Source organism: Halorussus sp. MSC15.2 (assembly GCF_010747475.1).
Lineage (GTDB): Archaea > Halobacteriota > Halobacteria > Halobacteriales > Haladaptataceae > Halorussus.
In genome coordinates this window covers 651,132-675,825 of the sequence record NZ_VSLZ01000001.1, presented here as the reverse complement: position 1 = coordinate 675,825, position 24,694 = coordinate 651,132, and the positions used below count along the sequence as shown (strand labels likewise).

The window sequence follows — 24,694 nt, the reverse complement described above, 5'->3', positions numbered from 1 at the left end:
ATTATCATCAGTGAAAACGAACTGCCAGGTCGAACCGGACTCTCGACCATCGCCGAGTCGGTCCTCCACGCGGGCGAGGGTTCACAGACCCGTATCTGGAAACGTCCGGAAGTAGCCGCGAGTACCCGTCTGACCGTTCACAGCGGTCCTCGATGGACGAACGGTCTCGGTCCGGAACTTCCGGAAGACGCGCGCCGAGGCTTATCGGGATACCCGAAGTAGTCGTGTGTATGCCAGCAAACCGACGGAGTGGTGGGAGACCAGAACCCGAACTGCCCGAGTTAGCGTCCGGAGTTCGACTCCTCGACGTGGCGGACGAAGAACGAGCGACCGGGCCGCTACACTCGCTCGTCCTCGACCACCTGCTGACGAACGGCGGAACCGCGGTGTGGGTGGACGCGGGCGGCCACGCGGTCTCGCAGTCGCTCGCCTCGCTCGCGCCGAGTCCCCGGACCCTCGACCGGATTTGGGTCGCCCGCGGGTTCACCGCCCACCAGCACTACGACCTCGTCCGCGAACTCCCCGAACAGGTAGACGACGACACATCGCTGGTCGTCTGTCCGGCGTTCGACCGGTTCTACCGCGAGACCGAAACGTACGCCGACGAAGGTGAGGACCTGCTGCTCCGGGCGCTAGCGACGGTCGCGGGCGTCGCCCACCGCCACGACGTGCCGGTCCTCGTGACTCGCTCGACGCACGACTCGTTCTCGGAACCGCTCGCCGCGGCCGCCGACGAGACGATTCGGTGCGAGCAGACGAAGTTCGGTCCGCGCTTCGTCGCCGACGAGTTCGAGACCCTCGTCTACCCGACGACGAACGGCGGGGTGCAGACGACGCTCGCCTTCTGGAAACGAGTCCTGCAGGCCCGCGTGTCGGCCCCGGGGGCCGCCGAAACCCCGACGCCGGAGGTGACTGTCGATGGGGCGTACTAACCCGACGTTCCGCGACGTGCTCCGGTCGCTGGAGGACAGTTGGGCCGACTACCGGCGGGCGCTTCGGCGTCCCGACCAAGACCGGTTCGACCGACTCTGGGAGGACGCCCACGAACACGCCGACGCGGGCGGCTATCTGAACCATCAGAACCCCATGGTCGTGGTTCTGTTCTCGATGCTCCTCGCCCAACAGCAGCGCATCGAGGACCTCGAAGCGGAACTCGAAGGTTCTCGGACCGCGGCGACGAGCGCCGACTCCGACGACTCCGACGACCGGTCGGCGACGTAACGCCGCCCGATGCCGTACAAAATCGACTTCGTCGAGGGTGCGGTCGTAGAGTGGTCGCTGACCGACGACGGCGCGACCAGCGAGCGGGTATCGGACTACACGCCCACGTTCTACGTGGGCGTCGGCGAAGGCGACGACGAATCGCTCGAAGACGCCCGGCGAACGCTGGAACAGTTCCCGACCGTCGCTCGGACGCGCGTCGAGGAGTGGCGACCGGGGTTCCGTCACGAGGCCGAGCGAACGCTTCGCGTGGACTGCGCGAGCGTCGAGTCGGTGACTCGCCTCGCGCGGTGGGTCCACGAGTGGGGCGACCCCGGCAAGTTCCGGTGTTTCAACGTGGACTTCTCACGGGAGTTCCGGTACTGCCTCGAACGCGGTCGCTCGCCGACGCCCGCGAGGACCCCGACGACGCTCTCGGTCGAGGGCCGAGCGCACGAGTTCGGCGACGGGGAGGTTCCGCCGCTGACGGTCGGCGGCGAGCGTGTCGGGCGGTCGCCGGACATGGCGCTCCCGCGCGTCGAGGAGATACTCGACCGCGAGGACCCGGACGTGCTGGTCGTGGACTCGGCGCAACTCCTCGCCGAGTTACACGACCTTGCGGACCGACTGGGCTACGACCTCCGACTCGGTCGGCGGCCCGGTTTCCAGCGACTCGCCCGGGAATCGACGTACACCAGTTACGGACGCGTCGGCCACTCGCCCGCCCGGTACAACGTGCCCGGCCGCGTCGTCATCGACCGCTCGAACACGTTCTTCTACGACGAGACGAACGTCGCCGGATGCATCGACCTCGTCGAACGGTCGGGGAAACCCTTACAGGAACTGTCGTGGGCGTCCATCGGGAACGTCCTCACCGCGATACAGATACGCGAGGCGCTGGCGCGCGACGTGCTGGTGCCTTGGAAGGCGTGGCGCTCGGAGCGGTTCAAGACGATGAGCCAACTGCACGACGCCGACCGCGGCGGGTTCACGTTCGCGCCGGACGCGGGGGTTCACGAGGCGGTCCACGAACTCGACTTCTCGTCGCTCTACCCCAACATCATCTGCGAGTACAACGTCTCGCCCGAGACGGTTCGGTGCGACTGTCACGCCGACCGCGAGGACGTTCCCGGACTGGGCTACGGCATCTGCGACGAGCGCGGCTACCTGCCGGACGTCCTGCAACCGCTGGTGGACGACCGCGACGACATCAAGGCCGAGATTCGGGAGACCGACGACCCCGAGCGACTGGCCGAGTTGGAGGGGCGGTCCGCGGCCATCAAGTGGATTCTCGTCTCGTGTTTCGGCTATCAGGGCTTCTCGAACGCGAAGTTCGGGCGCATCGAGTGCCACGAGGCCATCAACGCGTTCGCCCGGGAGATTCTGCTCGACGCGAAGGAGGCGCTGGAGGACGGCGGGTGGCGCGTCGTCCACGGCATCGTGGACAGCATCTGGGTGACGCCGCGCGAGGGCGTCGAACAGGAGTCGCTGGACGCGCTGGCCGAGGAGATTACCGCGGACACGGGGATTCGCCTCGAACGCGAGGCCGAGTACGACTGGGTGGCGTTCGTCCCCCGGCGGGACTCGGACGTGGGCGCGCTGACGAAGTACTTCGGGTCGCTCGCCGGGGCGGACGAGTACAAGTATCGCGGCGTCGAGTGCCGCCAGCGGAGCACCCCGCCGTTCGTCGCCGACGTGCAGGAGACGCTGGTCGAGACCTTCGACGAGTATCGGTCCCCGGAGGCCGTCTGCGACCGTTTAGGACGGGCGTTGAACCAGTTACGTGCCGGTAGCGTGGCCCCCGAGGAGTTGGTCGTCGAGCAGCGGGCCTCGAAGCGCGCCGAGGAGTACGCCCGCTCGACGCGCACCGTCGCCGCCGCGGAACGCGCCGGTGACGGCGGCCGGGACCTCTCGCCCGGGCAGAGAATCGGCTACGTGGTCGCCGACGACTCGAAGCGGTCGCGCGACCGAGTCCGGTTGGCGAGCGAGGCCGCCACGTACGACGCGGAGTTCTACGCCGAGGCGTTGCTTCGGGCGGCCGAGAGCGTCCTCTCGCCGGTCGGCTGGCGGCGCGACGATATCACGCGGTACCTCGCCGACCGGACGGACGCGAGTCTCGCGGCCTACTCTGGGTCGTGACGGAGCGTTTCGGGACTACCGCGTCCCGAGTCGGACTCGGTCTCGATACTCTGGGGCATCGAGTTCGGCGGTCTCAGCTAGCTCTCCCACCAGTCGCTCTGGCGCTGGCCCCGACCGCCATCGACGAACGGGTCGGGCAACTCGTCCCCGCGAAGACCCATCGCGTCCGAGAGCCAGTAGCCGACGTGCCAGCCGACCGCGTCCGCGTCGAGACCGCGTAGCTTGATTCCGTAGTCCGAGAAGTACTCGGGCGCGTCGTCCGTGTCCGTGTCGTACACCCACGGCAGTCCGCAGGAGCCTTCGCGAGTGCGCTCGCCCGCACAGTCGAACGGGTCGTCCGGGAAGCTGATTCGGACGTCCGCCGCCGACTGATTCGACGTCCGCACGAACGACACGTTGGTCGGGACCGCGCCCTCCGCACCCGACTCGTAGTAGTCGAGCGCGTGCTGAATCTGCTCGCGGGCGTCCTCGCGGTCGTGGCCGGGGAGCGTCGAGACGTCCACGTGGACCGAGAGCGTGCTGTTGCGCCACGGGACCGGCCGGTCGGCGACGTCGGGTTGGGACAGGTACGTGTGCCGGGCTATCGCCTGCATCGTCGGCATCGGCTCTTCGCCGTGGTCGAGACCGACGACGTGGCCGAACTCGTGTCGCAGAATCTGCCTCGTCGATTGGTTCGAGTAGCCCGCGACGATATCGACCCGGACGGGGTCGTCGGGCGTCTCCCACGAGTCGAGTTTCGGCGCACACCCGACCGTGGAGTCCGTCCCGCCGTCGCCGCACTCGGTAATCCGAGCGACGAGTCTGACGGTGATGTCCGCCTCGTACACGTTCGTCGTGGGGACGAACGTGACGTCGTACTCCGCGTACTCGCTCCCGTTACCGTTCCAGTACGCCAGCGTCCGGTTCACGAGCGGTGCGATATTCCGGGACTGGTTGACGGTGTTCCACACCGCGACCGTCACGTTCCGCTTTCCCCACGGGTTCTCGACGTCCTCCGCTTCGGCGGTCGTCGTCGCGCCCGCGGTCGTCGCCGCCGTCTCGGTCACAGTGATATCGACCGAGGAAGTAGTCGTCTCTCCCGTCGTGGGAGTCGGCGTCGTCTCCTGAAGCGCGCCGCTGCACCCGGCCAGAAGCACGAGACCGACGACGGCGACAGCCCGCATATCGAACACGATTACGAGACGCTCGGGAGAGTGGACACATGAAAGTAACTATGAGGAAGGGATTTCGCGAAGACCAACTACAGACGCCCCGATGGAACACAGTATCGAATCGCCGAAATTGGAGAGTGTCGCCTCACGGCTGGCACCTCCCGTCGGCGAGAGCGGGACAGTCCTTCTCGGGTCTGTCGATGACGAAGCCACAGAACTCGCAGATGGTGTCGGAGCCGGACGCGCGGCTCACGCTGACACCATAATTCAGTGAAAAAGCGGCGATGAGCGCCGCTACCCTTCAGTTTGGTATGGGACCGCCGAGATTCGAACTCAGGTCCAACCGACCCCATCGGCTGAGGATACCGCTACCCCACGGTCCCGCAGTGCACTCCGTGTGCATTTCCACAAAAGCCCGTCCCTGAGTTAAGCGCTTCGTTTCACGTCGAGCGATTTCGCTCGGAATGGACCGCGGCAAATCGACCGCACCGGCAGAAGTATAATAGAGTACACTCCGAACCGACACGCCGAATCGCTATTTCGCCTCGTTCCCGTCCGACCCATCCCCGCTGGACTCGCGGGGGACTACGAGGTCGCCGTCGTCGCGGACCGCCACGCTCGCCAGCGCGTCGTTCTCGTAGACCGCGACGCCGTGCATCCGACCGAGGACGTAGCCGTCGTGGTCGGTCTCGACCGCGGTCTTCCGGTCGCCGTGGGGCGTGCAGACGTCGGCGATTACGTCGCCCTCGGCCACCATGTCGCCCGCTTCGACGCGGTGGCGCGCGATACCGGGCGCGTCGGTATGGGGGTGAACTGCGCGCTTGACCGGGTACTCGACCGGCGCCTCGGGACCGACCGCGGACGGGTCGGGGTCGCCGGGGAGGACGCCGAGTTCGCGCATGACGTTCCGGACGCCCGCGACGCCCGCCTCGCGGGTGTCCTCCTCGACGACGTCGTGACCGCCGAGTTCCGCGGTGAACGCCGGGATTCCGGCGTTGTTCAGCGCCGCGCCCGCGGTCGAGCGCTGGAGGTTCTGCTCGGTGTACTCCTCGGCGGCGTACTCGTTGACCACGGGCATCCCGAAGGCGTCCACGAGCGATTCGAGGTCGGCCGCGAGGTCCCGGGCCTCGTCCTCGGTCCGCTTCTCCCCGTAGAGGACCCTGTCGCGAATCAGGAACGGCATCGACCCGACGTGGGCGGTGTGGAGGTCCACGAGCGCGTCGGCGGAGTCGGCGAACGCCTCGTAGACGCGCTCGTTCACGAGTTGCTGGACGCTCGGCGGGCGACTGCTCTCGGTCTCGGGGTCCGGGAAGTAGCGGTTGGGGTCCTCGTCGTCGTAGTAGGAGGTGCGGGTGTTGCGGCGCAGGCCCGCGGGGTTGAGGGTCGGGATGCAGACCACGGTGCCCCGGATTTCGCCGGGCAGGTCGTCGGTCATCACGTCCTGCGCGACTGCGAGGCCAGTCACCTCGTTGCCGTGGATGGCGGCCGTAATCCAGAGCGTCGGGCCGTCCTCCTCGCCCTCCGCGACGAGGACGGGGAGTCGTTCGGGGGTGCCGGTCGGGAGGTCGGTCGCGTCGAGCCACCCCGTGACGAGTTCGCCGGGTTCGGATTCGGCGGTACCGAGTTGCATGCCTTGCAGGTGGCCGGGCGGCGTGAAAAAGCTGAGTTTGGCGGCAGGGGAGAACCGGGGAAGCGGACGCCGGTTCGATACTCCCGCCCGGCGCGTGCGGGCGCGTCGCTGTGGGCGACGCGCCCATCGCGCGAGGGCTGAGTAGCGTGGTTCGAGAGAGCGAAGCTCCCTCGTCACCCCGAAAACGCTTCGATTTTCGGCGACAGCGAAGCGAGCAACGCAAGCGGTTGGGGAGGCGCGAGGTCCTCGTGGTCGCGGTGCCGGGCGGTCGACTCCGTGTTTCGAGTCTGACGCTCGCTTCCACGACTCCTCCGTCTCCGTAGTCGGTCTTCGTCTCGACCTACAGTCCGCCCCGACCCACAGTCTCCCCCGACTTACAGTCCGTCTCGAACTATCTCCGCGCGGCTCTCCGAACACAGAAATCGAAACTCGGAATCCCGACTACACCAGCACGCGTTCCAGTTCCACGACGACGCCGGACTCGGCGTCCGGGTCCCCGACCATCGTCCCGAGACAGACCGCGGCCCCGTCCGGCGTGTAGCAGGCGACCAACTGCCCCTCGTCGGCCTCCTCGGCGTCGATGACTCCCGGTGCGTACACCTGCGCGCCCTGCGCGACCTGTTCGGCCGCGCTCGGCGCGACGGTGACCGCCGGGATGTGGGTCAGCGCGCGCTCGGCCGGACTGACGACCTCCCGGAGCCAGTCGTCTTCTCCATCCTCTCTCCATCGAGCGAGCGCGTCCGTGAGGTCCTCCATCGTCACCAGCGTCGAGTCGTCGAAGGGGTCGGTTCCCGTCCGGCGGAGGTGGCCCATGTGCGCGCCGGTCCCGAGCGCGAGACCGAGGTCGTGACAGAGCTTCCGGATGTAGGTCCCGCTCTCACACCGAATGCGGAGGAGCGCCTGACGGTCTCTCACCTCCAACACGTCCAAGTCGTAGATTTCCCGCACGCGGAGCTTGCGCGCCACCGCGCTCTTTCGAGGGGGCTTCTGGTAGAGCGGTCCCTCGAACTCCGAGACGATGGCCTCGACGTCGCCCGGCGGGTCGTCGTGGAGTTCCAGCACCGCGACGTACTCCTTCGCGCCCTCCAGAAACACCTGCGAGAGGCGGGTCGCCGCGCCGGTCAGCACCGGCAGACAGCCCGTGACCTTCGGGTCGAGCGTCCCGGCGTGGGCGGCTTGGTCTACCCTCGCTCGGTCGCGGACCCACGCCGCGACCTGATGGGCCGAGGGACCGGGCGGTTTGTCGAGGTTCACGACGCCGAAGGCGAGCAGTTCGTCGGGGGTTCGTTCGTCTGGAGGTCCGCGGAGCATGGCGTCAGAAGTCGTAGGTTGCTTCGACGGGATACTTCCCCTCGTCGGTGGCCGGGTCGTAGTCGCCCACGGCGGTCACGAGCATCTCCAGCACCGAGTCGGCGTTCCACCGCGCGGTGTTCACCGAGAGGTCGTAGATGGTGAGGTCGGTGATGTCGATGTCGTAGTACTCCCGATAGCGGTCGGCCTCGCTCCCCTGCCGCGCGGCGGTCTCCTCGCGGGTCTCCGCGACGGACTTGTCCTCGCGCTCGGCGATACGCTCGGCCCGCACGTCCAGCGGCGCGTCGAGCCAGATGCGGAAGTCGGCGTGTTCGCCCGCCAACCAGCCCGCGAGTCGGGACTCCAGCACCACGTCCTCGCGCTCGGCCGCGATGGACCGGAGGCGTCGGTCGAGGTCGCGGTCTATCTGGTCGTCCTCCTCGGCGAGTTTGTTGAACTCCAGCGTGGTGTAGCCGCGTTCGTCCGCGAGTTCCCGGAAGATGTCGCCGCCGCTGACGTGGTCGAGGTCGAGCGCGTCCGCCAGTTTGGAGGCGGTCGTACTCTTCCCGCTCCCCGGCGGTCCGGAGACTGTAATTAGCATATCTCATCTCCGAGTGGAGGTATGAAAGAGGTTTTGAACTCGTCGCGTTCCCCGGGTTCCTCGAAACGCGACCTCCTCCGACTGCCGACACTGACGCCGCCGACGCGTCGGCCGCGCTTCGAACGAAATCCTACCGCGTGTCGCGAAACTCCGTAGAAGAGGGCCGCACCGTCGAGCGACTCAGAAACGAACGCGGAAGCAGTCGTCTACGTCGGCGTCGTCTGGATGTTCAGCGACTTCCGGATGAGCTGAGTGAAGCTCATCGAGCAGAGGAAGTACCAGACAATCCAGAGCTGCATCGGGCCGAGAATCTTCGAGGTCCACCGCGCCTCGCCGATGAGCGGCGCGACGATGGTCCACTCGCCCGTGCTGACGTGGCCGTCCAGCACCATCCAGTATATCCACAGGAACACCGGGATGGTGAAGAACATCGTCCAGACCATCGGGCGGAACTGCTCTTTGAACATGCCGAGCTGGTCGCCCATGGCGTCCATCTGCTCGTCGCGAATCTGTTCGAGCGCCTCGTCGTCGCCGCGCTCCTTGGCCTCCTTGCGCTTCTCCTGAATGGCCTTCATGCGCTCCTGATACTGGCTCATCTTGTCCATGTCCATCAGGTTCGCCTGCAGGAGGGTGGTGAACAGCCCCGTCAGTAGCGCCACGGTCAGCACGACGAGGTAGAACGGTACCACCGCGTCGATGGGGCCGAGGACGATATCGACCGTCCCGCCGACGACGTCCCGGACCGACGTCTGAGAGTAGCCGAGGAACAGGCCGCCGGCCCCGACCGCCGCGAGTTTGTCCCACTTCGTCCACGACGACTCGTCGGCGTCCACGTCCGCGACGTCGGTGTCCACGTCGGTCGTCGTGACGGTGGTCGTCGGTTCGTCGTCCAGCGCCGCCTCGACCGCGTCGGGGTCCGAGAGTCGGAACTCGTCGCCCACGCTTTCGAGGACGTCCTTCTCGATGAGGCGACCCCACTGACCGCTCGTGAGTTCGTCGTTCACGTCGGCCCACGCGATTCGCTCGGAGCCGGCGTCGGTGCGGTCGTAGACGACCGCTAAGGCGTCGGCCATCCCCGAATCGTCGGCGATGAGCGACTCTATCTTGTCCGCGGTCCGTGCCATTGTGACAGATTTGGAATCCCCCGGTTAATCAACTTTCGCTCTGTGCCCGACTCCAACCGCCGACTCACTGCCTGCCGACCGTCCTTCGCCGTCGATGGCCAATGGAATTATACGTCGGCTGTCAGACGTGGGCGTATGAACCGTCGGAAAGTACTCTCCCTCGTCGGTGTGACCGCTCTACCGTCTCTCGCGGGCTGTCAGGCGTTCGGCGGTGCGCTCCGTCAGAATCCTGCTCGGTTCGAGGACGTCACGGTGTCGGGTCCGAACAACGTCGTGGTCGGCGAACGGTTCTCGCTGTCGGTGTCGGTGACGAACGCGGGCGGACAGTCGGGCGATTTCGCCGACGCGCTGACCGTCGGCGGCGACGCCGCCGCGTCCGGGACGCGAGTCCGAATCTCGGACGTGGCGTCCTCGGAGTCCAGAACGGTCGAGACAGGCCCGTTCTCGCTCGGGCACGCCGGAGACTACCGATTCAAACTCGCCGAGACCGGCGCGTCTCACCTCGTCTCGGCTTCGGGTCGGTCGCTGCGCGGCGGCGAGCAGTTCGCCCTCGACGGCGGTCCCGCGGTCGTCCTCACGGGGTTGTCCTCGCACTCGGGCCTGTTCTACGACACCGCGAACGGTCGGTCCGTCCTCGCACTGGACTCCGACTCGGTCCTCGTGACCGTCGAGGCATCGGTGGAGAACCGAAGCGATAGCCGCGTTCGCGTCTCACCCGAGGACTTCTCCGTCGCTGGAGGCGAGGTAATCGCCGTCCTCGCCCGGACCGAAGGCGACCTCGCGAGCCTCGACGGCATCGACGGCGGCCGTTGGCCCGGGGGGCGATAGAACCCGACGAGGCGCGAACGGGATGGCTCCTCGCGGAGGTCCCCCGCGAGCGGGCGACCGCGGGACCTGAGTTCGCGTGGAATCGAGCGCGAACCGAGTCGGAAACCCGAAACGAGACGGTCTCGCCCGCGGGCGAGGACGCCGACGAGAGCGAGACGACCGTCGGCGGCGAAACGGCGGTCGCCAGCGAAACGACCGCCGACAGCACCACCGCGGACGGCACGAGCGCGGACGGCGACCCGATTCCGGAGGCGCGGTGGCGGTTCGACCCAGTCGAGTTTCCGCGGTTCGAGGTCACCGAACTGCGGATGCCTACCGACGTGGAGTTCGGCGAGTCGGTCACCGCGACTGCGACCGTCGAGAACGCTGGGTCGGTGGCGGGGACGTACCGCGGCGGTCTCGAACACCGATACGCCGACGCGACCGACTGGCACCCGAGCGAGACGCTCGAACTGGACCTGTCCCCCGGGGCGAGCGCGACGCGGACGACCGAAGTCGAACCGCCGAAACCCGGCAGTGCCCGGTATCGTCTCCGGCCGGGGTCGGCCGCGGCGAGCGTGGCGGTTCACCCGGCGACGCGAGCGCTGACGGAGTCGTTCACGACGCCGGAGGGAGCGAACCTCCGCGTAGAACTCGGAAACGACCACTTCGACGGACTGCTCGCCTCGTACATCTACGACGCGGGCGGGAACGAGACGTACCGCGCACCGCCGGGCAAGACGTTCGCGTTCGTCTCCGTGACGGCCGAGAACACCGCGGCCGAGTCGGTCGAGTTCCCGAACGCGAGCGCGTTCTCGGTCGCCGTCGGCGGCCAGTCCTACTCGGTGTTCCACCAGTCGTCCGACGACGGCGACGGACTCGCTTCGCCCGTCGATGGCCGATTCTACGCCCCCGAATCAGAGTCCGACCCGGGAGCGACCCACACCGGATGGCTGGTGTTTCAGGTCCCCGACGACGCGTCCGCCGGCGAACTCTCCGTGCGCTGTTCGTCCGACGGCGACGTCTTCGTGTCGTGGTCGGCCTGACCGACTCCGGAGAGACCGGGGTTCGGAGAGAATTCGACCGACTCCACTGCCGAGACACTCGAAGAAGTAGATGCGAGGAAGCAGATGTGAAGAAACGCGAGTCCGGAAGAGTGGCGACCGTGAATTCGGACGTTCTGCCGACGGGCGTTCAGGCGTCGGCGTTCGCTTCGATGGCGTCCTTCACGTCCTCCCACACTTCGTCGGGAGTCTGCTCGCCGTCGATGCGGACGAGGTCGCCTTCCTCGTCGTAGAACTCGACGACGGGTTCGGTGTTCTCCTCGTAGACGCGGATGCGCTCGCGGACGGTCTCCTCGGTGTCGTCCTCGCGCTGGACGAGTCGCTCGCGCACCTCCTCGTCGTCGGGCATGTCGAACTCGACGTGGTAGATATCGCCCGTCTCGGGGTCGAGACGACGGCCGGTGAGTCGCTCGACCAGCACGTCCTCGTCCACGTCGAGGTAGAGTACCGCGTCGAGGTCGGTCATCTCCGAGAGGGTCTCGGCCTGGTCGAGGTTACGCGGATAGCCGTCGAGAACGTAACCGTCGGCCTCGTCGAGAGCCGTCTCGACGATTTCGTTGACGACCTCGTCGGGGACGAGTTCGCCGCGGTCCATGTACTCGCCCGGTGTGTCGTACTCCAGACCGAGGTGGCTGATGTCCATCTCCTTGTTCGCCCGGAGGGCGTCGCCCGTCGTGACGTGTTCGACGCCGAACTCCTCGACGATGTTGTCGCTCTGGGTTCCCTTGCCTGCGCCCGGCGCACCGAGTATCAGAATGTGCGGGTTCATGCGTAGGGATGCATCGCCCACCCATAAAGGCTTAAAGAAAGCGGACGACCGCAACTCGGGGAATGTCAATAGGTACCACTACCCGACGCGCCCCGGCAGGTTTTTCATTTGGCCCTTACAATGCACGGTCATGCTTACGGTGCGGGCGCCGGCGACGAGTGCGAACCTCGGGAGCGGTTTCGACGTGTTCGGGGTGGCACTGACCCGCCCGGCCGACGTCGTCCGGGTCGAGCGCGCGAACGAGACCACCATCGAGGTGTCCGGCGCGGGCGCGGAGTTCGTCCCGACCGACCCTGCAGAGAACACCGCGGGAGTGGTCGCGCGCGAACTCGACGCCCCGGCCCACATCGAGATAGACAAGGGTGTCCGGCCGTCGTCCGGACTCGGCTCTTCGGCCGCGAGCGCCGCGGGTGCGGCAGTCGCACTGAACGAACTCTACGACCGCGGTCTCTCCCGCGAAGAACTAGTGTGGTTAGCCGCGGAGGGCGAGGCAGTCGTCTCGGGCGAAGCCCACGCCGACAACGTGGCACCGTCGATTCTGGGCGGATTCACCATCGTCACCGACGACGGCATCACGCAACTCGACGCCAGTCTGCCGGTCGTGGTCTGCCTGCCGGAGACCGTCGTCTCGACCCGCGACGCCCGCGGCGTCCTTCCCGAATCGGTCGAGATGGACCAGATGGTCGAGACGGTCGGCAACGCCTCGACGCTGGTCGCGGGGATGTGCCGCGACGACTCGGAACTCGTCGGCCGAGGGCTGACCGACCCGGTGGTCACGCCCGCCCGCGCCGACCTCATCGACGGCTACGACGCGGTGGCCGACGCCGCCCGCGAGGCGGGCGCGACCGGCGTGACCGTCTCCGGGGCGGGTCCCGGCGTGCTGGCGGTCTGTCGCGACCGCGACCAGCGCCGGGCGGTCGCCGCCGGGATGGTCGGGGCCTTCGGTGAGGCGGGCGTGGACGCGCGAGCGTACCAGACCGAAATCGGTAGCGGAACGGAGATACTCCGGGAATAAGTCGGTCGCTGTCGGGTGCGTGCCGACAGTATCGTCGAGTGCGTTTCCAGTCGGTCAGGCGTTATCCTGCGCCATCGCTCGCTTCAGTAGTTGCGGAACGAGGACGACTTCGAGGACCGCCATACCCAACACGAGCCACCGAGTGATTCCGTCGAGGAACGAGAGCGCGACGAACACGAGTACTGCGGCACTACTGAGACCCATCCCGTATCGGATGGCCGGGTTCTCGAAGGGGGAATCCATGTTACGACGAACACATCGAGTATTTTTAACACTTTCCGTGCAGGGGTGATGTAGAAGGGTTGATACCGTTCCTGTCGTTCGACGCTCGCTCGAACGACGGTCCTCCGCTCGCTCAGTTTCCGCGGCCCTGAAGCTTCTCTTCCTCGGGCAGGTCGGCGTTGGCCTCACCCTTCATACCCGACCCGATGTCCTTGCTGATGGCGGCGAGGCGTTCGGGGTCGTCCCAGTTGTTCGTCGCCTCCACGATGGCGTCGGCCATCGCTTCGGGGTCCTCCGCGCCGAAGATGCCCGACCCGACGAAGATGCCGTCACAGCCGTGGTGCATCATCAGCGCGGCGTCCGCGGGCGTAGCAATGCCGCCCGCCGCGAAGTTGACGACCGGCAGACGCCCCTCCTCGGCGGTCTCGTGGACCAGCGGCGCGGGAGCCTCGATGTCGCGGGCGAAGGCCTCGCGCTCCTCGTGGGTCATCCCCTCGATTTTGCGAATCGCGCTCTTGATGTTGCGCTGGTGGTGGACCGCCTGATTCACGTCGCCCGTGCCCGCCTCGCCCTTCGTCCGAATCATCGCCGCGCCTTCCTCGATGCGACGCAGGGCCTCGCCGAGGTTGCGCGCGCCGCAGACGAACGGCGAAGTGAACTCGCGCTTGTCGATGTGGTACTTGTCGTCGGCCGGAGTGAGGACCTCCGACTCGTCTATCATGTCCACGCCGATGGCCGCCAGAATCTCGGCCTCCTTGGTGTGGCCGATGCGCGACTTGCCCATCACCGGAATCGACACCTCGTCGATTATCTCCTCGACGTCCGCGGGGTCGGCCATCCGCGCGACGCCGCCGCGCTTGCGGATGTCGGCCGGGACGGCTTCCAGCGCCATCACCGCGACCGCGCCCGCGTCCTCGGCGATGCGGGCCTGTTCGCGGTTCACTACGTCCATGATGACGCCGCCTTTCTGCATCCGGGCGAACCCGCGCTTGACGAGTTCGCTTCCTCGCTTGAGTTCCTCGATGTCTGTCTCGTCGGCCATGCGAGTGAATTGCGACGCGAGCGGTTAATGCGTACCGATTGTCAGTCCCTCTGCCGGATTCGTCGGGACGCTACGCGACTCCGGTCGCGAGCGACAGCAGGAACGTTCCGGCCGCGAGCAGGAACGCGGTTCCGAACAGTCCCCACAGCGAGTCCCGGAGGTAGCGGAGCGGAATCGTCTGCCACGAACTCGTCGTCGCGACGACTCCAGTCAGGCCCTCGCCCCGCGGTTCGACCGCGTCCTCGGTCCCGGCGACCGAACAGGCGAACGGTCTCGCCCTCGGGGACCGTCGCTTCGGCTACCCGCAGGGCGTGGTCGAAGACGGCACCGTCCGAGCGAGTCGCGTCCGTGCCGGTCGAGAAAGCGCCCCAGCGACGCTGGCGGGTCGTCGTCCGGACCGACCGTCTCCCCGCACCCGTCCCGCCACGAGTCGAGCACTTTCAGGCGCTCGTCGGCGTCGACCCGGAACCGGAACGGACCGTCGGCCACCGACTGGGCGACTGCGGGGTCGGGTGACAGCGGCGGGTCGACGGGGTCGCCCTCCCGACGCGCTACCCTTCGACCCGAATCCAGTGGTCGCCCGTCGGGAGCGAGGTCACCGAATCGACGCTCGCGAGGTCCGTGGTCGCGTATCGTCCCAGCGCGTACGCGACCTTCCCGGTCCCGATGAGCGCGGCGACGCCACCCAGGAGGAGCGCAACCCCGGTCGCACCGCCGTGTCGAACGACGCGACCGGGAACACCAGCGACCCCGCCAGCGCGACGGCGTAACCGAGCAACGCGAGAGCGACTGCGAGGCGGGTTAGTTTCACGCGCGAGCGTAGTCAGACAGGTTACTTATACGTCGAGGGCGTGCCCCGAGACCGCCAAAGCTTTGCGCCGGACGTGAGACGACTCCGGTATGCTCCCCGACCGGGCCGACCTGCCGGGCTACGTCGCGCCCCTCCCGGAGTCGCTGGAGGACCTCGCGTTGCGGTACGCGTGGGTCATCGTCGCGGTCAACCTCGCCGGGACAGCGTTCGGCTTCTGGTACTACGGCTTCCACCCGCTCCCGCTGTCGGACCCGCTGATAACCCTACAGTTCGGCGTCGAACCGCCCGTAATGTGGCCGTTCGTCCCCGACAGTCCGGTGGCGACCCTGTTCATCGCGGCCAGTCTCGCGCTCTGGAAACTCGGACGGAACTCGGAGGTGGTCAACGCCCTCGCGTTCTTCGGTTGTCTCAAACTCGGTCTCTGGACGCCGTTCGTCCTGCTGGCGTTCATGGAGGGGTTCTCGTACAACTCGGTGCTGATGTACAACTTCCTGTTCTGGAGCCACCTCGGCATGGTCGCCGAGGCGTTCGTCATCCACCGCTACAGCGACTTCCCGGTCGGCGCGGTGCTGGTCGCGGTGGTCTGGTACGGGTTCAACGACGTGGTGGACTACTTCGTGCCGTTAGTCGGCACGCCCCACCACACGACGCTTCCCGGCCAAGAGGCGCTGGTGAACGGATTCTCGCACCCCTCGCCGGCCCACGAAATCGCGGCGGCCGGAGCGGTCGTAATCACGATTGGCGCGACGTTTCTGGCGCTGGCGACGCGGGTGAAGAAGTTGGAAGCGCGGTGAGCGTTCCGGCCGTTACTCCTGATGCGTGAACAGCACCACGTCGTCACCGGCGGTGGTCACGCAGAGGTCGAGCAACCGGCTGAGTTCGAGGCTGTCGTACTCGCCCTCGCAGACGACCATATCGTCGAACGACTCCTCGCAGGCCGGACAGGCGATGCTGACCGTGTTCCGGTACGTGTTGACGGTGCCAGCGGACTCGTACGGCGTCAGCGACGAGACGAGTTCTGAGAGTTCGCTCTGGTCCATGACTCGACTTCCCGGATGTTCAGAACCGTGATAATTCTGTCGCTCGCTCCGTTCGCGCCTACTCCTCGTTCGCGGCTTCGCCGCTCACGTGTCCGAGCCGCGTGGCGGCTCCCCGTTCGCGTGCGCCCGGACCCACAACTCCCCGATTCGAGACAGGCGCGTCCGGTACGACTTCCCGTGTTCCTCCTGTTCGATGTACCCCTTTCCGCCCGGACCCAACCGGTCCACGTTGTAGATGACCTTCGACCGGAAGCTGTCGGTGTACTCCTCGTCGAGTTCGCTGGCCAGCGCCTCCGCGAGTTCCGAGACCGACTCGAACTCGCCCTCTTCACCGAGTTGGAACAGGATGACCTCCTCGAAGGGCTTGACGTTGGAGAACGAGGCGACCGGAATTTCCGCGATGTGGCCGTCGCCGACGCGCTTCGCGCCGATGGTCGTCCCGCGCTCGTCGAACTCCGAGAGGAGGTCCCGGGCGCTGTCGAGGCGCTCGTCGATGCGGTCGGTCTCGACTCCGTCGGCGGCCCCGGCGTCCCCGGAGAGGTCTTCGAGCAGGTCCGCCTGTCGCCGGAGTTCCTCGGCGAGTTCGGTTTCGAGGTACTTCTCCGGGGCGGTGTAGTAGGTGTGTATCTTCTCGCGGTCCTCCTCGCGCTCGACCATCACCGAGTGGGCCGCGGTGGCGAACGCGAAGCTGACGGTCCGGGGCATCGCGGAGATGTTGACCCAGACCTCCCGGCCCTCGTCGAGTTCCGCGTTGATGAGGTCGTACGCCTGCTCGAAGGCGGCGTCGTAGTCGTACACGTCCGCGACGACCACGCGCTCGGTGGTCGCGCCGAGCAGGTTCTGGAAGTCCTGCTCCAGCTTCTGGGAGAGGTTCCGCGAGTACTCGACGTTGGCCTCGCTCCCGACCGCGCCCTCCAGCAGGATGACGCGGTCCACGTCCAACTGGTCGCGCACGAGTGGCGCGATGAGCCGGTCGTAGTCGAACCCGACCGGGACGATGTGGGTCTGCATATGGCCCCGTAGCGCCGAAGGGGGGTTAAACCCCAAGCTTTCGGTGGACTCGACGGACCACCGAGATGCGCGCGTCTATCCAGACTACCAGTAGCGCGCCTATCGACCGCGAGCGGACGGGGGCTTTCTAACACGTCGTTACGCTGGTTTCGCCGTCGATTCCCGCAACGCATCATCACGCAGAGTAGCCGACAGCTCCCCGCCGCAGAACCGCCACCTTTACGCAGATTACCCACTCGCTTTCGAGCGATGAGTCTCCGGAGTGCAGTCGCCGCCCCGTTCCAGCAGAAGGGCACCGAATCGATGCCCGAGAGCGAGTTCGTCGTCGCGCTATCGTTGGACCGTGACTGGTTCTCGCCCGACCAAGCCGAGCGTCTCATCGACGTGGCGGCCGGACAGGGACTGCTCGCGCACGACGACGGCGAGGTGGTCGCGGAGTTCGACGTCGCGGCCGTCGAAATCGCCGAGGAGTTCGTGCCCGACGAGTCCATCCTGCAGGAGCAGTCCACCTTCGAGAAACTGCTGGACAAGGTGGTCTCGGCGGGCACCGACAAGCAGACCGCGGTGGCCGAAATCAACGACCTCCAGAGTCGCCTCGGCGTGACCATCGAGGCCGCCGCGGTCGTGTACGCCCGGCGGCGCGGCGTGGACGTCGGCCGCGAGGCCGCCGAGGCCCGCGAGGAACTGAAAGGAGACGACTGAGTCCGCGGGCCGACCGCGAACGCTCGAAAGCCGAAGGCTGATTCGGTCCCGCGCCAATCGTCGGGTATGGTCGAGGAGCGAACTACCGACGGCAAGCGCATCGCCCAACTGCTCTCTTCGGAGGTGTCGAGTCGCGAGGACTCCGGTCTCGACGCCCTCGAAGTCGTCAACGCCGACGCCGACGTGGAGGGGTCGGCCGACGGCGAACTGGCCTACGAGGTCGCCCGCGAGTCCGGCGGGCAGTCCGACGTTCTGGCGGAGGTCTACGTCCACGAGGACCGAGTCCGCGTCGAGTTCCGCGAGGAAGCCGACGCCGCGGCCGAGAGCGCGGAGTCGGTGGGCCTGCGCGTCAGGCCGAAGGCGGTTCGGCCCCCGCGGACGCTGGTCTTCGTCGAGGACGGCGCGGAGGTCAAGCGCGCGACCGACGTGTTCGTCTCGGTGGTAGAGACCGCCGAGCACGCGGAGAGCGCGGAGTGAGCCAGTCGGCAGTGCGGCGGACAGTACTGCGGTTCGACGGTCCGAAGAACGGGGAGAGGCGAGCGGTTCGAACGACGGCGGAACCGGTCAGAGGTCGCGGACGATTCCGGGGAGGTCGGCCGCCAGCGAGTCGCGTTCGACGTAGGCGTTGGCGTCCGGATGTCGGTCGGGGCTGCCCTCGTAGAGGACCTGGACGGCGTACAGTCCGGCGTTCCGCGCGCCCTCCACGTCGGCCTCGGGGTCGTCGCCGACGTAGACCGCCTCGTCGGGGTCGACGCCGAGGTCGTCGAGGACGGCCTCGAACGCGCGCACGTCGGGTTTCCCGGCCTCGAGGTCGCCCGTAATCGCGGTGGCGTCGAAGCGGTCTATCCAGTCGAACTGGTCGAGTTTGCTCCACTGGGCCTTCGACGGACCGTTGGTGAGGAGTCCGAGCGCGTACTCCTCGCGGAGGTCCGCCAGCAGGCCGGGCACGCCCTCGACCGGCCGGAGCGACTCGGCGACCTTCTGGCGGTAGGCGTCGGCGAGTTCCTCGGGGTCGGTGTCGCTGTCCTCGGGCAGCATCTCGGCGAAGATGGGCGTCCGACTCTCGCTGTCGAGGTGCTTCGCGTGGGCTTCGAGGTACGCCTCGCGGGACAGGTCGGGCGCGCCGACCGCCTCGGTACTCTCGGCCAGCACCGCCTCGCGCGAGCGAGCGGGCACGGCCAGCGTCTCGTCGAAGTCGAAGATGACGGCGGAGATGGTCACGCGCTTCTCTTGGCCCAACGGCCTCTTGAGACCTACGGGAGCGACCGAACTGACGCGGAACACGTACGGGAGCGTCGAAGGCAAGAGCCTTGTCGGACCCATCGCAACGCTCGGTATGACCTTCTTCGACCGCCTGCGCGAGCGAATCCGGACGACCGGCGGCGTCCTCGCGGTGGGCTTGAACCCCGACCCCGCACGCCTCCCAGACGACTGCCGGGAGTACGACTACCCCCGGCGGGCGTTCAACCGCCGAATCGTGGACGCGACTTACGAGGGCGTCGCGGCGTACTCGGTCGCGCCCGCCTACTACGCCGACCCCGAAGGGTGGACCGCGCTGGCCGAGACCGTCGCGTACGCCCGCGGTCGGGGCGTCCCGGTCGTCCTCGACGCGAAGTACGCCGAAATCCCGAGTCCAGACGCCGACCTGCTCGACAGCGTAGATGCCGTGACGGTCTCGCCGTATCTCGGCCGGGACGCGCTCGCGCCCGTCCTCGACCGCGACCTCGGCGTGTTCGTGACCTGCCGGACGCCGAACGCCGGTGCGGCGGACCTACAGGACCGCGAAGTGGCGGAGGGCGAGATGACGGACCACAACGGCGAAGACGAGCAGACGGACGACGAGGACGAGAAGCCGACGCTCGCGGGGCGCGCGGCCGAACTCGGGGCGTCGTGGGCCGCCGACGCCGCGGCGGACGTGGGTCTCTTGGTCGGCGGCGACGGCGAGACGGTCGAAACCCTCCGCGAGCGCGCGCCCGACCGGCCCTTCTTCGCGGTCGGCGGCGCGAGAAACGACCCGGAGGTCGCCGCGCACGTCGGTCCCGCGAGCGGCGCGAACGAGGGCCTCGGACTGGTGGAGACCTCGCGGGAGGTCCTCTACGCCGGGGAGACCGCCGGACGCGGACGTCGGCGGGGGCAGGACGACTACGCCGCGGCGGCCCGACAGGCCGCCGGGCGACTCGCGGGGCAACTGAACCGCCATCGCTGACCGACGAGGCGGACGTCCGCGCTCAGAATCGCATCACTTCGTCGTCGTCGAGGTCGTCGGGCCGGACCGCGCTCTCGTCGCCGCCGCCGCGCTCGACGGCCGCGGCGCACTGCGCACAGAGACCGGTCGCCTCGTCCCAGTGCTTCTCGCAGGCCAGCGTCCCGCAGTTCGGACACGAGTGTTCGGCGTCGTTCTGCTCGCAAATCTGGCAGAGACCTGTGACGCTCATCGGGTTCTCACTCGTTTCGATAGGGTATCGAGGCGTATGAGTGTGTGGGAGTAACAGTCGCGGGATACCCTCGAAGGAAGCGTCGGTCCGGCTCTCCGGGCTGCCGTCTCGAATCGGCGGGCCGCACCGCGTCGGCGACCAGTTCGGGGCGAGTCAGAGGAGCGGAAGGGCGAGGCCCGCCGTGACCGCACTGATGACCGTCCACCCGGCGTAGTTCCACCACGGGACGCCGCGGCGCCGTGGACCGGGGAGGTCGTCGGTGTACGTCCAGTGTCCGTCCTCAACGCCGTGGTGGTCGGCCAGCAGGTCGTATCCGGTGGCGAGCAGGGCCGCGACTGCGACCGCGGCCGCTCCGTCGGTGACGAGGAGACCGACCCGGAACACGACGTAGATGACGCCCGTCCAGCCGAGGAGGACGTAGAGCGGGACGCCCAGAAGCTTCGGACCGATGTGGTGTTCGAGCCATCCGAGACCGATGGCGACCGCCTCGGCGACGAACGCCACGGCGGCACCACCGACGAACAGCGCGACCGTCGCGTCGAGCGGCCACGTGAAGACGGCGTGGACCAGTGCGGCGACGCCGACTGCGACGGTCGTCAGGGCGAAGGTGAAGCTGTCGGCCATACGAAAATTATCGAAAACTGAGAGGGAAAATCCGTCGGTTTCGTCGAGCGCGGTCAGTCGTCGGCGAGTTCCTCGCGGAGCGCCCCAACTTCGGCGACGCGTTCGGCGTGGGCGTTGTGCTGGTGGATGGACTCGTCGTTGCTCTGTTTCATCGTCACCACCGCGTCGTCGGGCAGGTCCGGGAACTCGTTGACCACACCCTCGGCCATGTCGCGCACGCAGTCCTCCACGAACTTGGCGTTCGCGTGGGCCTCGAAGGTCATGTGGTCCTCGTCGGGGCGCTTGGCGAGGTTGTAGATGCGGGCGCTCATCGAGTCGCGCGCCACCTCGATGAGGTCCATCAGGTCGGCCTCGGGCGCGCCGTCGCTCTCGACCGTGAGCGTGGCGTGACCCCGCTGGGAGTGGCCCGCCTGCGGGACCTCCTGCAGGAACTCCCTGACTTCCTCGTCGCCGACCCCGAGGTCTTCGAGTTTCTCGCGGGCGGTCTGACTCATCATCCCCTGCGAGCAGGGACAGACCGTCATCCCGGTCACGCGCGCACCGATTTCCTCGCGAGTACCGTCCTCGGTCGCCGTCGCGCTGGCGATGATGTCCGCCGTGGCCTGCGTCGGGCGGTCGCTCTCGGGCGTCCGGTCCTTTATCATGTACTCGGCCTCCATCTTGACCTCGGCCTTCGAGGTGTAGTCGTGTTTGTCGAGCAGTTGCTCGGCCACCTCGCCGCAGAGGTCCTCGACGGAGTAGGTCGGTTCGCTCACGGCGTCCTCCAGAATCTCGTCCACGACCTCCATGTTGCGACTCATGTCCGCGCCCTTCCGCCAACTCGGCAGGTCCACCAACACCTCGAACTCCGCGGTCAGCACGATGGGCCGCTTGTCGGGGCGGGCCAGTTCCACTAACTTCGTGACGCCGGTCACGCCAACGCGGTTCAGCCCCACGGTCACGTCCGGTTCGGAGGCTTGTACGTCCGGCAGTTGTTCTTCCATTACCTGAGCGTAGCGAACCCGCAGGATTAGGACTTTCCCTTTCGGCAGAATCGGGTGGTCGGTCGTGATTTCGACCCAATCTGGCCGGGCGTCGGACGGTGGCGCGCGATACGCAGTCGTGGCGGCCCAGTGGTGAACGGAGTTACGACCGACCCTCTCAATCGAGTTTCCCGAGCGCTTGGAAGAAGTCGCTGGAGGGTTCGGCGATGCGGGTCGGGTCCGGGTCCGGTCGAACCGTGACCGTCTCCGGCGTCTCGAATCGCTCGCGCGTACTGTCGCTGCTGACGTAGCCGAACGCCGCGCCGTCGGCCCGAACTTCGACCACGCTGTCGCTGGGAACTGCCAGCGGCGGCATCGACTCGCCGGCGCACATCTCGGTAATCACGAGCGCGTCGGCGTCGGGGTGGACCAGCGGCCCGCCCTCGCTCAGGTTGTACGCCGTGCTTCCGGTCGGCGTCGAGACCAGCACGCCGTCGCCGCGTCCGGCGGTGAAGACGCGGTCGTCCACCCGGACCTCGTAGTCGAGTCCGTTGCCGTGGCCGCGCTGTGGCCCCTGCACGACGATTTCGTTGAGCGCCGGGTGGACCGACCAGTCGCCCTCGCCGGTGGCCCGGAGTCGGGGAACCTCCCGCGAGGGAATCGTATCGGTCTCTCGATAGCCCGCCACGACCGCCTCGACGGTCTCGACCGCGTCCTCGGGCGCGACGCCGTTGAGGAACCCGACTTCGCCGAGGTTGACGCCCAGAATCGGCGTCGGTCCGGCACCGCGCGCCGCGAAGAGGAACGTGCCGTCGCCCCCGATGGAGACCACGAGGTCGCAGGCGTCCATCTGCTCGACCGGGTGCCCTTCCTCGTCCAAGCGCCGAGCGGTCGCGTCGTCCAGTCGGACGGTCACCTCCTCGGGGAGGGTCTCGCGTATCCGTTCGGCCAGAACCGCGGCGCGGGAGTTCCCTTTCTGGGCGACGATGCCGACTCTCATCGTTGGCCCTTCTCGCCCGCCCGTCAAAAGTCCGCCGACGCGCCGGCGAGAAACATTGAAATGCGGTCGGTCCGAGGTGGCCGGTATGCGCCGCGCTCGACCGACGAGGAGGTGGCTCCCGTGACCGAGGACGACGACTGGTTCGAGCGCGCACTCCACGAGGACGACGAAGACGGCGCTGAGGGCGACGAGTCCCCGACTGCCGACGCCGAAACCGGGGAGACGGACCGCCCAGACGCCGAAGCTGACGACACCGAACCTGCGGACCCCGAGACGGACCAAATCGGCGACTCCGGCGGAGACGACCCGGCGAACTTCGGCGCCGGCCGGAGCGACGACGCGAACGCGCTCGCGGGCGACTCGGACGCGACGACCGAATCGTCCGGGAGCGCACCCTCCGGCGGATTCGCGGACGCCGACCCGTACGACGCCGAGCAGGAGGACGGCGACCTCTTCGACGAGGACTTCGCCAGCGCGTTCGAGAACGCGCCCGGCGGCGGTGCAGGTCCGGCAGGTGGCGGGACAGGACCGACGGGAAGCGGGGGAGGACCGGCAGGGGGCGGCCCCGCCGACGCGACCGGAGGCGACTCGGACGGCGGTTTCGGCGGAGGCGGCGAGTTCGGCATGGGGTCCGGCGACGCGGAGGGGTTCGGCGGTGGATTCGGCGGCGGCGAACCCTTCGAGAGCGAGGAGTTCGACGACGAGGAGTTCGAGTCCGACATCCCCCGCATCGACGTCGGCATCGAAGGTCTCGACAGCATGATTCAGGGCGGTGTCCCCCAGCGGTCGCTCATGACGACCGTCGGGTCGGCCGGGACCGGGAAGACCACCTTCGGTCTCCAGTTCCTCCACGAGGCGCTGGAGCAGGGCGAGAACGCGGTGTTCATCACCCTCGAAGAGAGTCACGACCGCATCGTCAGCACGGCGACCGAGAAAGGCTGGGCGTTCGACGAGTACGAGGAAGGGGGCAGTCTCGCGGTCATCGACCTCGACCCCATCGAGATGGCGAACAGTCTGACCTCCATCCGCAACGACCTGCCGCGACTGGTCGAGGAGTTCGGCGCGACCCGCCTCGTGCTGGACTCGGTGTCGCTGCTGGAGATGATGTACGACGACCAAGCCACCCGTCGGAACGAGATTTACGACTTCACCAAGAGCCTGAAGGAGGCCGGGGTGACGACGATGCTCACCAGCGAGGCCAGCGAGGACAACGCCTACGCCTCCCGGCACGGCATCATCGAGTACCTCGTGGACGCGGTGTTCATCCTGCGGTACATCCGGAGTTCCGACGACTTCCGCGAGACGAGGCTGGCGGTCGAGATTCAGAAGATTCGGGACGCGAACCACTCCCGCGAAATCAAACCCTACTCCATCACGAACGAGGGCATCAGCGTCTACCGGCAGGCGAACATATTCTAGCACCTTTTTTCTTCGTCGGGTGTCCTCGCGCCTTCGGCGCTGCGGACGCCACTCCTCGAAAAAATCTGCACCAAAAAAAGGCCGCTCGCTCACTCGCTTCGCTCGTTCGCTCGCGGTGCAACTGCTGATACTCGACTGGGGTCCGACGCTCGGTCTTCGCCGTGGAAAGACGGGTCTGCGCTCGCTCGTTCGCCGACTCAGCGCACCACCGTCACCGGCATCGTCGCGCGTCGCACCACCGTCTCGGCGACGCTCCCGAGCAGGATGCGCGAGACGCCCGAGCGACCGTGGCTCCCCATCACTATCTGGTCGAACCCTTCGTCGTCCGCGTACTCCACGATAGTCCGAGCGGGGCGACCGGGTTCGGCGGCGGTGTCGAGGGTGACGCCGTACTCGTCGGCGACCGCTTGGGCGTCCTCGAACAGTTCCTCGCTCTCCTGCTTGGCCTTCTCGTACCACTCCTCGGACCCGCCGGGGATGCCGACCGGGCCGCTGTACCCCGTATCGACGGGGTCGATGACGTGGAGGACCGTGAGGTCGTGGTCGCCGAACTCCTTCAGTGCGTGTTCGAGCGCGTCGTCGGACTGGGACGAACCGTCGATGGGAACGAGAATGCGTTTGGTCATAGCGGATATT

General features: G+C 67.5%; 28 protein-coding genes and 1 tRNA gene. 12 read left to right on the top strand and 17 right to left on the bottom strand.

What is annotated here, in order from left to right:
* Positions 1–230 precede the first annotated feature (230 nt).
* The 3 genes from FXF75_RS03500 to FXF75_RS03490 are packed head-to-tail and all read left to right on the top strand — an operon-like array spanning position 231 to position 3,339.
* Positions 231–932 (top strand): hypothetical protein, encoded by a 702-nt coding sequence (locus FXF75_RS03500; RefSeq protein WP_163520151.1) that lies wholly within the window; start codon positions 231–233, stop codon positions 930–932.
* A complete protein-coding gene (locus tag FXF75_RS03495; RefSeq protein ID WP_163520150.1) occupies positions 919–1,221 on the top strand; it encodes a hypothetical protein in 303 nt (100 codons plus the stop codon). Before FXF75_RS03500 ends, FXF75_RS03495 begins: the two co-directional genes overlap by 14 nt.
* Before the next feature lie 9 nt (positions 1,222–1,230).
* Entirely contained in the window at positions 1,231–3,339 is a 2,109-nt protein-coding gene (locus FXF75_RS03490; protein WP_163520149.1) for a type B DNA-directed DNA polymerase, read from the top strand.
* Between the two features lie 77 nt (positions 3,340–3,416).
* Here the strand turns inward: FXF75_RS03490 and FXF75_RS03485 are convergent, their stop codons facing one another.
* The 6 genes from FXF75_RS03485 to FXF75_RS03460 all read right to left on the bottom strand — a co-directional run bounded on the left by FXF75_RS03485 (position 3,417) and on the right by FXF75_RS03460 (position 9,135).
* Positions 3,417–4,502 carry a hypothetical protein gene (locus tag FXF75_RS03485; RefSeq protein ID WP_163520148.1) on the bottom strand — a complete coding sequence of 362 codons (1,086 nt, stop codon included), beginning with the start codon at positions 4,500–4,502 and terminating at the stop codon, positions 3,417–3,419.
* A 300-nt stretch (positions 4,503–4,802) separates the two neighbouring features.
* A tRNA-Pro gene (locus FXF75_RS03480) sits at positions 4,803–4,873 on the bottom strand.
* Positions 4,874–5,025: 152 nt separating this feature from the next.
* Positions 5,026–6,120 carry a succinylglutamate desuccinylase/aspartoacylase family protein gene (locus FXF75_RS03475; RefSeq protein WP_163520147.1) on the bottom strand — a complete coding sequence of 365 codons (1,095 nt, stop codon included), beginning with the start codon at positions 6,118–6,120 and terminating at the stop codon, positions 5,026–5,028.
* A 441-nt stretch (positions 6,121–6,561) separates the two neighbouring features.
* The gene (locus FXF75_RS03470) at positions 6,562–7,431 is read right to left on the bottom strand and encodes an RNA-guided pseudouridylation complex pseudouridine synthase subunit Cbf5 (RefSeq protein WP_163520146.1); all 870 of its coding nucleotides are present in this window, start codon (positions 7,429–7,431) and stop codon (positions 6,562–6,564) included.
* Positions 7,432–7,435: 4 nt separating this feature from the next.
* Positions 7,436–8,011 (bottom strand): (d)CMP kinase, encoded by a 576-nt coding sequence (gene cmk, locus FXF75_RS03465; protein WP_163520145.1) that lies wholly within the window; start codon positions 8,009–8,011, stop codon positions 7,436–7,438.
* A 206-nt stretch (positions 8,012–8,217) separates the two neighbouring features.
* The gene (locus FXF75_RS03460) at positions 8,218–9,135 is read right to left on the bottom strand and encodes a DUF106 domain-containing protein (protein WP_163520144.1); all 918 of its coding nucleotides are present in this window, start codon (positions 9,133–9,135) and stop codon (positions 8,218–8,220) included.
* 135 nt (positions 9,136–9,270) lie between these two features.
* Between FXF75_RS03460 and FXF75_RS03455 the strand changes: the two genes are divergently transcribed.
* Both FXF75_RS03455 and FXF75_RS03450 read left to right on the top strand, forming a co-directional pair.
* Positions 9,271–9,963, top strand: a complete 693-nt coding sequence (locus FXF75_RS03455; protein WP_163520143.1) for a hypothetical protein — start codon at positions 9,271–9,273, stop codon at positions 9,961–9,963.
* Entirely contained in the window at positions 9,945–10,988 is a 1,044-nt protein-coding gene (locus tag FXF75_RS03450; RefSeq protein ID WP_163520142.1) for a DUF4352 domain-containing protein, read from the top strand. Before FXF75_RS03455 ends, FXF75_RS03450 begins: the two co-directional genes overlap by 19 nt.
* 148 nt (positions 10,989–11,136) lie before the next feature.
* Here the strand turns inward: FXF75_RS03450 and FXF75_RS03445 are convergent, their stop codons facing one another.
* Positions 11,137–11,775 (bottom strand): adenylate kinase, encoded by a 639-nt coding sequence (locus FXF75_RS03445; RefSeq protein ID WP_163520141.1) that lies wholly within the window; start codon positions 11,773–11,775, stop codon positions 11,137–11,139.
* A gap of 130 nt (positions 11,776–11,905) precedes the next feature.
* Here FXF75_RS03445 and FXF75_RS03440 point away from each other — a divergent pair, with 130 nt between their 5' ends.
* A complete protein-coding gene (locus tag FXF75_RS03440) occupies positions 11,906–12,790 on the top strand; it encodes a homoserine kinase (protein WP_163520140.1) in 885 nt (294 codons plus the stop codon).
* 54 nt (positions 12,791–12,844) lie between these two features.
* Here the strand turns inward: FXF75_RS03440 and FXF75_RS03435 are convergent, their stop codons facing one another.
* Together FXF75_RS03435 and pdxS are read right to left on the bottom strand one after the other, a co-directional pair.
* A complete protein-coding gene (locus tag FXF75_RS03435) occupies positions 12,845–13,033 on the bottom strand; it encodes a hypothetical protein (RefSeq protein WP_163520139.1) in 189 nt (62 codons plus the stop codon).
* A 112-nt stretch (positions 13,034–13,145) separates the two neighbouring features.
* A complete protein-coding gene (pdxS, locus tag FXF75_RS03430; protein ID WP_163520138.1) occupies positions 13,146–14,054 on the bottom strand; it encodes a pyridoxal 5'-phosphate synthase lyase subunit PdxS in 909 nt (302 codons plus the stop codon).
* Positions 14,055–14,402: 348 nt separating this feature from the next.
* On the opposite strand from pdxS, the gene FXF75_RS03425 reads away from it, so the two are divergent.
* Both FXF75_RS03425 and FXF75_RS03420 read left to right on the top strand, forming a co-directional pair.
* Positions 14,403–14,570: a hypothetical protein gene (locus FXF75_RS03425; RefSeq protein ID WP_163520137.1), complete on the top strand. Its 168-nt coding sequence runs from the start codon at positions 14,403–14,405 to the stop codon at positions 14,568–14,570.
* Between the two features lie 384 nt (positions 14,571–14,954).
* Positions 14,955–15,659, top strand: coding sequence for a DUF1405 domain-containing protein (locus FXF75_RS03420; RefSeq protein WP_163520136.1), 705 nt, complete (start codon positions 14,955–14,957; stop codon positions 15,657–15,659).
* A 12-nt stretch (positions 15,660–15,671) separates the two neighbouring features.
* Here FXF75_RS03420 and FXF75_RS03415 read toward each other — a convergent pair whose 3' ends face one another.
* Positions 15,672–15,905 (bottom strand): hypothetical protein, encoded by a 234-nt coding sequence (locus FXF75_RS03415; RefSeq protein ID WP_163520135.1) that lies wholly within the window; start codon positions 15,903–15,905, stop codon positions 15,672–15,674.
* 84 nt (positions 15,906–15,989) lie between these two features.
* Positions 15,990–16,916, bottom strand: a complete 927-nt coding sequence (locus FXF75_RS03410; RefSeq protein WP_163520134.1) for a DUF6293 family protein — start codon at positions 16,914–16,916, stop codon at positions 15,990–15,992.
* 249 nt (positions 16,917–17,165) lie between these two features.
* Here FXF75_RS03410 and FXF75_RS03405 point away from each other — a divergent pair, with 249 nt between their 5' ends.
* Positions 17,166–17,618: a DUF2240 family protein gene (locus tag FXF75_RS03405; protein ID WP_163520133.1), complete on the top strand. Its 453-nt coding sequence runs from the start codon at positions 17,166–17,168 to the stop codon at positions 17,616–17,618.
* 66 nt (positions 17,619–17,684) lie between these two features.
* Complete coding sequence (locus FXF75_RS03400; RefSeq protein ID WP_163520132.1) at positions 17,685–18,095, top strand: hypothetical protein; 411 nt, start codon at positions 17,685–17,687, stop codon at positions 18,093–18,095.
* Positions 18,096–18,182: 87 nt separating this feature from the next.
* Here FXF75_RS03400 and FXF75_RS03395 read toward each other — a convergent pair whose 3' ends face one another.
* Positions 18,183–18,839: an HAD family hydrolase gene (locus tag FXF75_RS03395; RefSeq protein WP_163520131.1), complete on the bottom strand. Its 657-nt coding sequence runs from the start codon at positions 18,837–18,839 to the stop codon at positions 18,183–18,185.
* Positions 18,840–18,954: 115 nt separating this feature from the next.
* Here FXF75_RS03395 and pyrF point away from each other — a divergent pair, with 115 nt between their 5' ends.
* On the top strand, positions 18,955–19,824 hold the full coding sequence (gene pyrF / locus FXF75_RS03390) for an orotidine-5'-phosphate decarboxylase (RefSeq protein WP_163520130.1): 870 nt from the start codon (positions 18,955–18,957) through the stop codon (positions 19,822–19,824).
* Between the two features lie 22 nt (positions 19,825–19,846).
* On the opposite strand, the gene FXF75_RS03385 is transcribed toward pyrF, so the two are convergent.
* The 4 genes from FXF75_RS03385 to FXF75_RS03370 all read right to left on the bottom strand — a co-directional run bounded on the left by FXF75_RS03385 (position 19,847) and on the right by FXF75_RS03370 (position 22,639).
* Complete coding sequence (locus FXF75_RS03385; protein WP_163520129.1) at positions 19,847–20,053, bottom strand: hypothetical protein; 207 nt, start codon at positions 20,051–20,053, stop codon at positions 19,847–19,849.
* Positions 20,054–20,206: 153 nt separating this feature from the next.
* Complete coding sequence (locus tag FXF75_RS03380) at positions 20,207–20,677, bottom strand: carotenoid biosynthesis protein (protein ID WP_163520128.1); 471 nt, start codon at positions 20,675–20,677, stop codon at positions 20,207–20,209.
* 53 nt (positions 20,678–20,730) lie between these two features.
* On the bottom strand, positions 20,731–21,660 hold the full coding sequence (mptA, locus tag FXF75_RS03375) for a GTP cyclohydrolase MptA (protein WP_163520127.1): 930 nt from the start codon (positions 21,658–21,660) through the stop codon (positions 20,731–20,733).
* Positions 21,661–21,817: 157 nt separating this feature from the next.
* Positions 21,818–22,639: an NAD(+)/NADH kinase gene (locus FXF75_RS03370; protein ID WP_163520126.1), complete on the bottom strand. Its 822-nt coding sequence runs from the start codon at positions 22,637–22,639 to the stop codon at positions 21,818–21,820.
* A 120-nt stretch (positions 22,640–22,759) separates the two neighbouring features.
* On the opposite strand from FXF75_RS03370, the gene FXF75_RS03365 reads away from it, so the two are divergent.
* Positions 22,760–24,058, top strand: coding sequence for a KaiC domain-containing protein (locus FXF75_RS03365; RefSeq protein ID WP_163520125.1), 1,299 nt, complete (start codon positions 22,760–22,762; stop codon positions 24,056–24,058).
* A gap of 197 nt (positions 24,059–24,255) precedes the next feature.
* Here FXF75_RS03365 and FXF75_RS03360 read toward each other — a convergent pair whose 3' ends face one another.
* Positions 24,256–24,684 carry a universal stress protein gene (locus FXF75_RS03360; RefSeq protein ID WP_163520124.1) on the bottom strand — a complete coding sequence of 143 codons (429 nt, stop codon included), beginning with the start codon at positions 24,682–24,684 and terminating at the stop codon, positions 24,256–24,258.
* Positions 24,685–24,694: the final 10 nt, after the last annotated feature.